The sequence below is a fragment of the [Empedobacter] haloabium genome (assembly GCA_008011715.2).
Classification (GTDB): Bacteria; Pseudomonadota; Gammaproteobacteria; order Burkholderiales; family Burkholderiaceae_D; genus Rugamonas; species Rugamonas haloabia.
The window spans coordinates 1,289,425-1,301,845 of sequence record CP136508.1; the positions used below are offsets into that span (position 1 = coordinate 1,289,425).

Here is a 12,421-nt window from a genome sequence, read left to right on the forward strand (position 1 = left end):
GTGCGGCGTTCGCGACGACTGCCAGGCCGCGCACGCTGTTGTTCAGGAGCAGCAAGCTGTACCCTCTCGTCCCGTGCCGTTACCCATACAGGTGTGCCATGCTGAAGAAAGCCGTGCTGTTGTCCATGCTGCTGTCCGCCCTGTCGCCCGATGCCCTGGCGGCGCCCAGCCCGCTGGCCGTGGCGACGGCCGAGCACGCGCGCAATGCGTATGCGGGCAAGGTCGTGGACACGCTGGCCGGCCTGGTTGCCTTCAACACGGTGGCCGATCCGCAGGTGCCGTTCGAACGCAATCCCGCCCATCTCGGCTTCAAGGCCTACCTGAAGAAGGAGGCGCACCGGCTGGGTTTCGACTATCGCGATGACGGGTACGTCGTCGTCATCGGTCATGGCCGTGGCCGCGAACGCGTCGGTGTCATCACGCATGGCGACGTGCAGCCAGTCGATCCGGCCAAGTGGCGCCAGTCGCCATTCCGGCTCGACCGCACCAGCGAGCCCGGCTTGCTGCTGGGACGGGGCACGGAAGACGACAAGGGGCCGATCGCCACTGCGCTGTATGCGATGAAGGCCATCAAGGATCGCAAGGTGCCGCTGCGCAAGCGCATCGAGCTGTACGTCTACATGGCGGAGGAATCGGACTGGGCGCCGCTCGAGGCCTACCTGAAGACGCATACGCCACCCCAGGTCAACATTACGCTCGACGCCGAGTACCCGGCCGTGACGGCCGAGAAAGGCTGGGGTCTGCTCAGCGTGGCGGTGCCGCTCGGTACCGCGCCCTCGGCGCCGCCGGACGGGGCCGTGCTGACCAGTTTCGCGGGCGGCTTTTTCGACAGCCAGATCCCGGAAGACGCGAGCGCCGTCATCGACGGCGCCAGCGTCGAACTGGAACAGGCGATCCGGACGCGAGCGGCCGCCCAGCCGGGCATGCGCTATACGTTCCAGCGTTCGGGCCAGCGCCTGACAGTAGAGGCGCAAGGCGTGTCGGCGCACTCGTCGAAACCGGAGGACGGCGTCAACGCCATCGCCATGCTGGCCGATGCGCTGGCCGGCCAGACCTGGCGCGGTACGCCGGCCGCGGCCATGGTGCACTTCCTGAACGACCTCGTCGGCACCGGACTGTACGGCGAGAAGTTCGGCGAAGCCGCCTACCGTGACGAATTCATGGGGCCGATGACGGTCGCACCCGTCGTCCTGAAGGAGGCCGAAGGCGCGCTGCGGCTGAACATCAACCTGCGCCGCCCGCGCGGCAAGCCGGCACCGCTGCTGGAAGGGCAGTTCAAGGCCGCGTTCGACGCGTGGAAAGCCCGTCAGGGCAACGTGGTCGCCGGTGCGACGCTGGTAACGCAGCTGGGCGAGCCCTGGGTGCAAAACGACGCGCCGCAACTGCCCGTGCTGCTGGACGTGTTCTCGCACTATACGGGCATCGCCGACGCGAAACCGGTATCGATCGGCGGCGGCACCAATTCGCGGCTGTTCCCGAACGCGGTGAGCTTCGGCCCCAGCATGCCTGGCGCCGTCTATACGGGCCATTCGGAACATGAATTCATCAGTGAGAAGCAGCTGCTGCTGAACCTGCGGATGTATACGGCCGTGCTGGTCGAGCTGGCGCGCTAGGCACGGCAGCACGCCGTCCCGGCGACCGGCGGGATGGCTGGGAGCGATCGCCCTGGAAGGGCGCTGCCCGTGGTGGCGATCCCGACCCTGAGGAACCGCGCAAAGCGGCGTCCCGTTCGCGTCTTGCCGGCACGGTTGTCATGACGCTTCTCATCCATCCGCAATCCGTCGCCGCTACCGTGAAAACCCGTCGCCATAATCCTTGTCGATTTATCACGCGGCGCTGCAATAATATTAACGATGGCAAGCAGATAATATCGAGACGGGCTGTCAATTATTTGTTGTAACGCGCAAAAATAATCTGCCAAAACCGCGAAAAAGCAGTTTTCTCTCGTCCTCAAATCATTTACCATGGGCAACAAGTCGCTCTGCAAGCGGCTTCCAGCCCATGCCCGGCTGTCGTCGACGGGCATTCACATTCGGTTTTCATTAGCGAAAACACCAATCCATTAAAAGATTGGCAAAGGAATCTGCATGCCGCGTTATTTGACTTTCGTTATTGCCCTATTCATTTCATGGTCGGCCAATAGTATGGAAATGAGCATCCCCAAGGAAGTTACCTCGACGGTAGCTTCCGCGGTGCCCGCCAGCGCCGCCGCGCCGATTCAACTGCAGGCCGGGCCGCGAGAGGCCGGGCCGCGAGAGGCCGCGCCCCGCCGCGGCACCCTTTACAAGGTACGCCACGATGGCAAAACCAGCTACCTGTTCGGTACCATCCACGTCGGCAAGCAGGGTTTTTTCCCGCTCGAACCGGAAGTTACTCGCGCACTGGCCGATTCCAGCGCTCTTGTGCTGGAACTCGACACGCGTGTCCACAAGCCGTTCGAACAAGCCCTGGCAAAATACGGCAGCTATCCGCCTGGAGATTCCATCACCCGGCACCTGTCGCCGCGCGCGCTCACCCAACTGAACAAGGCGCTGGCCAGGGCCGGCCTGGCGTTGCAGAACGTCGCCATGTACCGGCCGTGGCTCGTCGCCAACATCCTCGTCGGCACTGAGATCGAGAAGCACGGATATCACCGCAGCAACGGGGTCGAGGGCTTCCTGCTGACGGCGGCAGTGGAACAGAAAAAGGAAGTGCACGAGCTGGAATCGGCAGACTACCAGCTCAGCCTGTTCGCATCGCTCGACGACGCCCAGCAGGAGCGCTACCTGATGGAAAACCTGGAAGAACTGGAAAACGGCAGGGCGCTGCAGAAGTCGGCCGGCCTGATCGACGCATGGAGCAACGCGGACGCTGCCCGTATCGACGTGATGGCACGCGAGCTGACGTCTGGCGATACCGTGTCCGCCACATTCATGGACCGCACGCTGCTGGGCAAGCGCAATCCGGAAATGGCCGCGCACATCGAGCGCATCATGCAAAGCGATCAGGTGGCCTTCGTCGGCATCGGCCTGCTGCACCTCGTGGGCGATAACGGTATCCCGGCATTGCTGCGCCAGCGTGGCTACGACGTCGAAAAGGTCTACTGAACGCTCTGCTCCTGCCTGCAACCGCGAACGACGCGTCGATTGCGGCGCGTCGCGACTGCGCGGACTATCCCTGTACCGACGCTGGCGCCGCAGACACCGTTGCGCGACAAAGCCGTGCCGTTTCCGGCACCGACCGTGGATCGGCCTGCTTCAATACGTGTCGCGCGAGGCGCCGGCCTTGCTATTGCCGCTGGATGATCCCGTTGCGATACGTGACGCTGTCGCCGATCCGGTAGGTCGGCGCATTCTCGACGATGACGGCTTGGCTGCCGCCATCGTCGGTGCGCAGCGTGACGCGATAAACGGTACCCATCGCCGCGCCGGTGCCAGGGACGACACCCCCGGCGGCTGCCGCGCCGGGCGCGCCGCTGATGCCGATGCCGGTGTGCGCTTCCTGCCGCGACAGCGGTTCGATGGCGAGCACGGTTCCGCGCCAGCTCATCTGCGTGTCGCCCTTGGCGCCCCCGGGCATGCGGTCGTCCGTTCTCGTGGCCGAGCTGCCCGTCGTGCCCGTGCTGGCGCTGTTGCCACTGGTCCGGCCCGTGTCGTCTCGTTGCTGGCGCTGTTCCTGTCGACGGTCCTGCCGACGGTCCTGCCATGTGCCGCCGGACTTGTCCGGCTCCATCGCCTTGTCCTGCGCGTCGTAGCTGCGGGCGCCATTGCCTTCCAGGCTGTTGCCGGACGTGCCCACGTTCGACGCGCCGGCGCTGCCGGCCCTGTTCGCCATGTTGCCACACCCCGCAGCAGCCGCGCAGAGCAACGCCATTCCACAAAGCGTGATGATGCCTGTTCTTGATGTCATGATAAGTCTCCGGAAGCGAGCGACTTGCCCGTACACCTAAGACGCGGCAGCGGGCTGGATCGTTCAGCCAGAGTGGTCGGCGCTTGATATGGATCAAACGCAGCGCTGTGGGACCCGGAAAGGGCCGAGCGACTCGTGGCGGCGCGCGCCGCGTAACGCCGGTGTGCCGGCGCCTCGTCATCCTGCCACTCTCGGCTTGCAGGAGCAATCTCAGCGGCCGGCAATAAAGCAGCGCTTCCCTAGGAAGCGACCTTGCGCGTCGACCACAGCGTCCACATCAAGCTGGCCGTTACGACCGCGGCGGTACAGTCGACCAGCCAGTCGCGTACGGCGCCGTGGCGATACGGCAGGAAGCTCTGCACGCATTCGTCGATGGCGCCCATCGCGGCGATCGTCAGCACGGCCTTCACTGCGCGCTGGGCCGGCGTTCCGCGGCTGCCGGTAAAGATGAGAAATGCGAGCACGGCATAGGCGCAAGAGTGCAGCACGACACCAGAGGCAACCTCGGCGGCGTCCGCGCGGGCACCCGGGATCGAACCGACGATGACGATCAGGGCGAACATCGTCCAGGCGCCCCAGTAGCGCAGGCGGGCATGGGAAGGTTGCAGCAGCAGGATGTTCAGCAGGTTCAGCACGGCAGTTATGACAGTTGCGGGAAAAACAAGACGATAACACGAGCTGCCGGAAAAAACGCCCGCCGTGGTGGCGGGCGCGAAACCCTGTACGGGCCAAGAGATCGAGCGATCGGAATTCGGAGCGGTGTGCCAGCCGGCACACCTGTTCTGCCGCCACGCATATCGGTTGCGTGTGCAGCAGATGAGTCAAGTATAGGACCGCATTGTGACGGGCTCATGACACCTCGCAACAACACCTCACTGCTTTTCAAACAATCTTTTTTCGCTCAGTAATCGTTGGATTGTAACCAGTAGTTACGTTACTCAACAATTGTCCGTGAAAAAACTTTCAGCAATGTACCTTGCGGCAAAATTACATTTTGCAATTTCTCTGTTATAAATTATTTCCTATCAATAAGTTGTATTGGTGGAAACGACAGTGAGCGTGCGTTGTTGTTTCGCAACAACATCTGTCCTTAACTGACTTTACTACCTGGAAATGGTCTGATACCGGCCCTTAAAAGGGCAATTCGCGCGGCTGGCGGCAGGCGGCAAGCTGCCAGCAGCGTGGACGAATCACATTGAGTGACCACTAGCAGGAGAGAGTCTTGAATCAGAAGTTGGTTTTGAAGCGCAGCGTGATCGCTGTCGCGATGGCCGTTGCCGCGCAGGCAGCGTTTGCCCAGGAGGCGCAAGCCCCGATCCAGAAGGTCTTCGTGACCGGTTCCAATATCAAACGCGCCGACAAGGAAGGTTCGTCGCCGGTGCAGACCGTATCGGCCAAGCAGATCGCCGCGACGGGCGCGAATACCGTGTCCGAACTGCTGCACTCGATCCCTGCCTTTGGCTCGGGCGCGTCGGTGGACGGTTCCGATGGTGGTTTCTCGAACGGCGCCAGCACCGCGTCGCTGCGCGGCCTCGGTTCGTCCTCCACGCTGATCCTGCTGAACGGCCGCCGCATCACGGCATCGGCCTACGCCGACCCGAACCAGGGCAAATCGGCCGTTTATGACCTGAACACCATTCCAATCTCCGCGATCGAGCGCGTCGAGATCTTCAAGGACGGCGCATCGGCCGTGTACGGCTCCGACGCGATCGCCGGCGTCATCAACTTCATCACGAAGAGCGATTTCAACGGCCTGCAACTGTCGGCCAACATCAGCGCCAACGACGACGGCGAATACAAGCGCGAGAACGTCAACGGCGTGTGGGGCTTCGGCGACCTGGAGCAGAAGGGCTGGAGCGGCTTCGTCGCATTCGACGCCGCCAAGCGCCATCGCACCACGGTGAAGGAGCAGAAGGACGTCGAGAACGACCTGTACCGCGACATCAATACCCGCCTGAATCCGTTCTCCAGCTCGCTGTCGGCATCGCCGTTCTTCTACAAGGAAACGAAGCCGGGCAGCATGGCGTTCTACAACAACTACGCCAACCGCGCCAGCGTCATCAACCAGGTCAACTGCGACAAGTCGCAGCAGCTGGTGGGCGACCGCAACCTGCACAACCTGACGGCCATCGACACGCTGGTCGGCCGCACGTTCTGTAACTTCGACACCAACGACTACAACGAAGTGCAGGGCAAGGGCGAGGACGCGAACGTGCTGTCCAAGTTCACCTTCAAGCTCAACAACGACATCACGGCCTTCGTCGAAGCATCGGTCAGCCGCACCGAGCGCTACTTCACCGCGGCACCGCGCGCCATCCGTTCGACGGCGCCGACCACCGTGTTCACGAACGGCGGCATCCCGTCGCAGTTCCAGATCGTGCTGCCGGTGGGCCATCCGGACAATCCGTTCACGGATGCCCGTTCCGCTGTCGGCTTCCGCCTGGTGAACTCGACCAACGCGTCGGAGAACATCAACGAATCGTACCGCCTGGTCGCCGGCCTGCAAGGCAGCGTCAAGGGCTGGGACTGGGAAACCGCCCTGCTGTGGAACCGCGGCGAACGTACCGAGCGCGGCTACGGCTACCTGTACCTGCCGACGATGCGCCGCATCATGACGGAAAACCGTACGCTGGCCGCCACGATGGCCGACCCGACGGCGACCCGCGACACCGAAAACCGTGGCTTCGCGCAAGTCAAGCAGATCGACGCCAAGGCGTCGACGTCGTTCGGCAAGCTGCCTGGCGGCGAAATCGGCCTGGCCCTGGGTGGCGAGATCCGCCAGGAGCAGATCGGCCTGACGCCTGACCTGGCAGTCCAGCGCGGCGACATCATCGGCTTGGCCAACTCCACGGCCGATGGCTCGCGCGTGGTCAAGTCGGCCTTCGTCGAACTGCGCACGCCGTTCTTCAGCAACTTCGAGATGGACTTCGCCGGCCGTTGGGACAAATACCCGAGCGCCAGCAACTTCGTGCCGAAAGTCGGCGCCAAGTGGACCGCCAACGAACACTTCACCTTCCGTGGCACCTTCGCCGAGGGCTTCCGCGCTCCGGCCCTGACCCAGGTGTCGCCAGGTGGCGTGCAGTCGTTCACGACCGTGACCGACACGCTGCGTTGCCCGGACGGCGTCAACCCGCTGGATGGCGCCGACAAGGTCGACTGCTCGAAAGGCGTGTCCAGCCTGTCCGCCGCCAACCCGAACCTGGCCAACGAGCGTTCGCGCAGCCTGTCGTTCGGCATGATCGTCACGCCGACGAAAAACCTGGACATCCTGATCGACTGGTACCGCATCAAGAAGGTCGATGAAACCGCGCTGCTGGGCGCCCAGACCGTGATCGATCACGAGTCCGAATATCCTGGCCTGGTCGTGCGCGACACCAACCCGAACAACTGGGTCATCGGTGCCGACGGCAAGGTCATCCCGAATTCGGGCGCGATCACGCAGGTGAACCGTTCCTACGTCAACCAGGGCAGCACCGAAGTTTCCGGTATCGACCTGGAAATCACCCACCGCCTGCCGCTGGGCGACCTGGGCAAGGTGACGACGTCGCTGAACTGGGCCTACCTGGCCGAGTTCCGCCGCGCCGAGCACTACGGCGACGTCGCGCACAACCTGGCCGGTACCCGTGGCGGCCTGTCCGACTGGAACACCTCGGTCGACGACAACCCGCGCAACCGCGGCTCGCTGTCCGTCAACTGGCAGCGTGGCGACCATTCGTTCACCGCGACCGGCAACTACGTGGGCGGCGTCTCGCTGCTGCGCCGTTACGACAACGACGTGACGTATGGCCAGCCATACTGCCACTACGGTTCCGGCCAGCCGAAGGGCGCCTATTCGCTGGGTGGCCTGCCGAAGTACACCGACTACTTCGGCAACAACTGCTCCGTGGCAGCCTGGACGACGTTCGACTTCAACTACAGCTACTCGGGCATCAAGAACCTGGTGCTGACGTTCAACGTGAAGAACGCGTTCGACCGCAAGGCGCCGTACGATCCTGCCTACGGCAGCACGAGCGACTTCCAGGGCTTCAACGACCAGCTGCACAATGGCAAAGGCCGTTACTTCCGCCTGACCGCCAGCTACAACTTCTGGTGATCTGACTGATGTGCCGGCCGAAGGGCCGGCGCAGCGCAAAGCCGCCGCATCGCAAGGTGCGGCGGCTTTTTTCATGGCCGCGCAGGACAAAAAAAAAGCCCGCTCGGTGGCGGGCTTGAAACTATTATCTTGGAGGAGAATAGTGGAGACAGGTGAGATTATGCTGCACCGCTCGATATTCGTCCAATTGCGGTTTTCGATAATCGACATAGAAAAATTGTATATCTATGCGGTTCGGAACAACGGGGATTCGGACGGAGCGGTCGGCGGGGGCAATCGCGCAAAAAAAAAGCCCGCTCAGAAGGCGGGCCCTAAACTATTATCTTGGAGGAGAATAGTGGAGACAGGTGAGATTATGCTGCGTCGCCACATATTCGTCCAATTTTCGTTTTCGATAAGCGTTATAAAAAAGTCATATAACGAGCGTCAGTCCTTGACCGGCACCGTGTAGTTCAGCGCCATCCGGCCGCCGTCCACGTACAGCGTCTGCCCCGTCATGTAGCTGGCGTCGTCGCTGGCCAGGAAGGCGGCGATCGACGCCACCTCCTCCGGCTCACCGCAGCGGCCCAGCGGCGTGCGCGACAGGATCGTATGGCGTGCCTGTGCACTGGAAAGCACCGCTTCCCGCGCCAGCTCGGTCAGGATCGTACCGGGGCCGATGCCGTTGACGCGGATGCCGTGCGGTGCCAGGTTCAAGGCCATCACCTTGGTCAACTGGTTGATGCCGCCCTTGGACACGACGTACGGCACCTGGTTCGGAATCGCCAGTTCGGCGTTGACGCTGGACATGTTGATGATGCTGCCGGACTGCTGCTTCACCATCACGCGCGCGGCCGCCTGGCCGCACAGGAACATCGATTTCAGATTGATGCGCAGTACACGGTCGAAGTCTTCTTCCGTCAGGTCGAGGAAATCCGCCGCGTGCGTCACGCCGGCGTTGTTGACGAGGATGTCGATGCGGCCGAACGCTTCCAGGGTGGCGGCCACCAGCGCGTCCACGTCGGCCTTCATGCCGACGTCGGCCTGGAAAAAGCGGGCGCCGTCGCCCAGCGCCTCGGCAGCCTGAGCGCCCTCGGGGCGGATGTCCGCCAGCATGACGCGTGCGCCTTCGGCGCTCAGGCGCTGGGCGCAGGCCAGGCCGATGCCACGGCTGGCACCGGTCACGATGGCGGTTTTATTGGTCAGTCTCATGCGCTGCTTTCGTGCGGTGGAAAGAGCGCATGATAGCAGGGCGTGCCTACAGGATCACGGCCTCGTTGGGCAGCTGGTTGGGCCGGGCGCCGCCGGCGGGGAAGTGCCGCTGCAGCAGGTCGGACAGCTGGTGCAGGGCCGCCAGCGTGCTGTCGTGGAAATCGCCGCGCGCGAAGCCGGACGTCATCGTGCGGCACACGGCCTGCCAGTCGCTGTCGGCAATCAGGCGCCCGACGTTGCGGTCGGCCACGATGTCCACTTCGCGCGCGGCCAGGTTCACGTAGATCAGCACGCCGCAGTTTTCTTCCGTGTCCCACACCCCGTACTGGGCGAACAGGGCGCGCGCACGATCGCGGTTGCTGACGTTGGCGAAGGCGGCGCCGGCCGGCAGGGCGGGCTCGACGATCAGGCGCACTTCGGCGCGATGGCGTTGTTCGCCTTCGGCGATCGCGGCCGCGATGGCCTCCAGCGTGCGTTGCGGGAAGCAACGCCGGCCTTGCGACGATCCCGTCATCAGGTGGCGCAGCGCGCGCCGGCAGCGGCCCGCAAAGCTTGTGGGTAATGTGCTCATCACCAGTCTCCCGAGGCGCCGCCGCCGTCGAACGTGCCGCCGCCACCGCCGCCAAAGCCGCCACCGCCGCCAAAGCCACCACCGCCGAATCCGCCGCCACGCCCCGCATTGCCGAGCGCGCTGCCGATGGCGCTTCCGATCAGGATGCCTGCCGCGTCCGAGCCCCAGCCGGAACGGTGCAGGCCGCGCCGGCGGCTGCCACCACGCAGGATCGGCAGCACGACGAACAAGCCGAACAGCAAGGCCGGCCACCAGGGGAAGCCGCTGTCCTGCTGCGCCTGCTGCTGCGCCGGCGCCTGGCGGGCCGGTGCGGGGAACTGTTCCTTGTCCAGCAAGGTGGCGATGGCGCTCACGCCTGCGGCGAGGCCGCCGTAGTAATCGTTGTTGCGAAAGTGCGGCGCGATGACATCCTGCAGCACGCGCTTCGATTGCGCATCCGTCAGCGAGCCTTGCACGCCCCGGCCCGCTTCGATGCGCATGCGTCGCAGCGACGATGGGTTGTCCTTGGCAACGAGCAGCAGCACGCCGTCATCGACGCCCTTGCGGCCCAGCTTCCATGCGTCCGTGACGCGAATGCTGTATTGCTCGATCGGTTCCGGCGCCGTGCTGGACATCAGCAGGACGGCGATCTGGCTGCCTGTCTTCGTTTCGTAGTCAGCCAGCACCGCTTCCAGCGCCGCGCGCTGCTGCGGCGTCAGCAGGTTGATTTGATCGGTCACGCGTGCCTTCAGTTCCGGCACGGGGACGAAGCCTTGCGGCTGCGCCGTGCCTTGCGCGCGCGCCGCCTCGACGACCAGCAGCGCAAAGCACAGCAGCAGCACGACGATCGTGTAGCGCACCAGCCAGTGGCCGAGCCAGCCGCCGGACGGCCGGCGCGGCGCCCATGCACGCAAGCCGCGCCGGCGGCCACGACCGCGTACATCGCGCTCGTTCGTGACTTCGGCGGTGCCCAGCCACTTGCCTTCGGAAGGACGGTCGCTGCGGCGCCCCCGCCCGCTGGCAGAAGGCGGTGTCACATGATCCGATGGGCCGGAGGCCATGGGCATTCCTTATTTCTTGTTGAAGTCGACAGTCGGTGCGGACGAGATGGCTTTCTCGTTCTCGACCTGGAAGCTTGGCCGCACTTCATAGCCGAACATCTTGGCCGTCAGGTTCGTCGGGAAACGACGCGCCAGGACGTTGTAATCCTGTACCGAAGCAATATAGCGCTGGCGGGCCACCGTGATGCGGTTTTCCGTGCCTTCCAGTTGCGACTGCAGGTCACGGAAGCTCGTGTCCGCCTTCAGTTCAGGGTATTTTTCCGACACGACCATCAGGCGCGACAGCGCGGACGACAGCTCGCCCTGTGCCTGCTGGAATTTCTGGAAGGCGGCCGGGTTGTTCAGCGTCTCCGGCGTTACCTGCATGCTGGTGGCCTGGGCACGGGCCTTGGTGACGGCCTCCAGCGTTTCGCGTTCATGCGACGCATAGCCTTTTACGGTATTGACGAGGTTGGGAATCAGGTCGGCGCGGCGCTGGTACTGGTTGACCACTTCGCCCCAGGCCGCCTTGACGGCCTCATCCTTGCTCTGGAATTCGTTGTAGCCACAGCCGGACAGGGCAACGGCCGTCAGCACCAGTGCAATCCATCGTTCAAACCTGTTGCGCATGATTTCTCCTTATTGTTCGCAGAAAGCCCGCGCTGACAGGTCAACGCGGGTGGTTCGACTATACCCGTATTGCAAGAACCGCTTTGTTCGGTGCAGCACACAGCGTCCCGGCGATGGGCCCTTGCAACAGTCCTTTATAATATCGGGTTTGCAACGAACAGATTAAAGGGGCCGGCGTGACTTTCATTAACAAACTGGATGCTGCCTGGGCGGCCAACGACTCCCTGCTGTGCGTGGGCCTGGACCCGGACATGGCGCGCCTGCCGGCGCAGTTCCAGTCGGCGCCGGACGGCATTTACCGCTTCTGCACCGAAATCATCGACGCGACCGCCGACCTGGCGTGCGCCTTCAAGCCGCAGATCGCGTACTTCGCGGCACTGGGTGCGGAACAGCAACTGGAACGCATCTGCGCCTACCTGCGCGACAAGCACCCGCACATCCCGCTGATCCTGGATTCGAAGCGGGGCGATATCGGCGCGACCGCGAAACAGTACGCACGCGAGGCCTACGACCGCTACGGCGCCGACGCCGTCACCGTCAGCCCCTACATGGGCGGCGATTCGGTCGAGCCTTACATGGAATGGACCGACCGCGGCGTGATCGTGCTGTGCCGCACGTCGAACCCGGGCGGTTCGGATCTGCAGTTCCTGGAGGTGAACGGCCGCCCGCTGTACCAGCACGTGGCGCAGCTGGTGGCGGACAAGTGGAACAGCAACGGCCAGTGCGCACTGGTCGTCGGCGCCACGTTCCCGGAGGAACTGGCGCAGGTGCGCGCCATCGTGGGCGAGATGCCGTTGCTGGTGCCCGGCATCGGCGCGCAGGGCGGCGATATCGTCGCGACCGTTACCGCCGGCAAGACCACGGCCGGCAAGGGCATGATGATCAATTCCTCGCGCGCCATCCTGTATGCCACGGCGCAGGCGGGCGAGGACTTCGCCGCCGCCGCGCGGCGGGTGGCGCTGGAGACGCGTGACGCGATCAATGCGGCGCGCTAAGACATTGACATCGGCGCCGTACCGGATAGGGTCT

The 12,421-nt window shown here is 63.9% G+C and carries 11 protein-coding genes; 4 read left to right on the forward strand and 7 right to left on the reverse strand.

From position 1 onward, the window contains the following. Window positions 1-98: 98 nt before the first annotated feature. Window positions 99-1,613, forward strand: coding sequence for a dipeptidase (locus E7V67_005630; GenBank protein ID WUR14585.1), 1,515 nt, complete (start codon window positions 99-101; stop codon window positions 1,611-1,613). Here E7V67_005630 and E7V67_005635 read toward each other — a convergent pair. Continuing rightward, the gene (locus E7V67_005635) at window positions 1,610-2,026 is read right to left on the reverse strand and encodes a hypothetical protein (GenBank protein WUR14586.1); all 417 of its coding nucleotides are present in this window, start codon (window positions 2,024-2,026) and stop codon (window positions 1,610-1,612) included. The two genes, E7V67_005630 and E7V67_005635, sit on opposite strands and share 4 nt — an antisense overlap. Before the next feature lie 61 nt (window positions 2,027-2,087). Here E7V67_005635 and E7V67_005640 point away from each other — a divergent pair, with 61 nt between their 5' ends. Beyond that, window positions 2,088-3,086 (forward strand): TraB/GumN family protein, encoded by a 999-nt coding sequence (locus E7V67_005640; GenBank protein WUR14587.1) that lies wholly within the window; start codon window positions 2,088-2,090, stop codon window positions 3,084-3,086. A 181-nt stretch (window positions 3,087-3,267) separates the two neighbouring features. Here the strand turns inward: E7V67_005640 and E7V67_005645 are convergent, their stop codons facing one another. Then, window positions 3,268-3,813 (reverse strand): hypothetical protein, encoded by a 546-nt coding sequence (locus E7V67_005645; GenBank protein WUR14588.1) that lies wholly within the window; start codon window positions 3,811-3,813, stop codon window positions 3,268-3,270. 314 nt (window positions 3,814-4,127) lie between these two features. Further along, on the reverse strand, window positions 4,128-4,523 hold the full coding sequence (locus E7V67_005650; protein ID WUR14589.1) for a VanZ family protein: 396 nt from the start codon (window positions 4,521-4,523) through the stop codon (window positions 4,128-4,130). Window positions 4,524-5,110: 587 nt separating this feature from the next. Between E7V67_005650 and E7V67_005655 the strand changes: the two genes are divergently transcribed. Further along, the gene (locus E7V67_005655) at window positions 5,111-7,981 is read left to right on the forward strand and encodes a TonB-dependent receptor (protein WUR14590.1); all 2,871 of its coding nucleotides are present in this window, start codon (window positions 5,111-5,113) and stop codon (window positions 7,979-7,981) included. 426 nt (window positions 7,982-8,407) lie between these two features. On the opposite strand, the gene E7V67_005660 is transcribed toward E7V67_005655, so the two are convergent. From E7V67_005660 to E7V67_005675, 4 genes are all read right to left on the reverse strand, one after another. Then, window positions 8,408-9,172 (reverse strand): SDR family oxidoreductase, encoded by a 765-nt coding sequence (locus tag E7V67_005660; GenBank protein WUR14591.1) that lies wholly within the window; start codon window positions 9,170-9,172, stop codon window positions 8,408-8,410. A 46-nt stretch (window positions 9,173-9,218) separates the two neighbouring features. Next, window positions 9,219-9,743, reverse strand: a complete 525-nt coding sequence (locus E7V67_005665) for a TPM domain-containing protein (GenBank protein WUR14592.1) — start codon at window positions 9,741-9,743, stop codon at window positions 9,219-9,221. Further along, window positions 9,743-10,543: a TPM domain-containing protein gene (locus E7V67_005670; GenBank protein WUR16234.1), complete on the reverse strand. Its 801-nt coding sequence runs from the start codon at window positions 10,541-10,543 to the stop codon at window positions 9,743-9,745. Before E7V67_005670 ends, E7V67_005665 begins: the two co-directional genes overlap by 1 nt. 249 nt (window positions 10,544-10,792) lie before the next feature. Further along, window positions 10,793-11,392 (reverse strand): LemA family protein, encoded by a 600-nt coding sequence (locus E7V67_005675; GenBank protein WUR14593.1) that lies wholly within the window; start codon window positions 11,390-11,392, stop codon window positions 10,793-10,795. A 176-nt stretch (window positions 11,393-11,568) separates the two neighbouring features. On the opposite strand from E7V67_005675, the gene pyrF reads away from it, so the two are divergent. Beyond that, window positions 11,569-12,387, forward strand: coding sequence for an orotidine-5'-phosphate decarboxylase (gene pyrF, locus E7V67_005680; protein WUR14594.1), 819 nt, complete (start codon window positions 11,569-11,571; stop codon window positions 12,385-12,387). Window positions 12,388-12,421 lie beyond the last annotated feature (34 nt).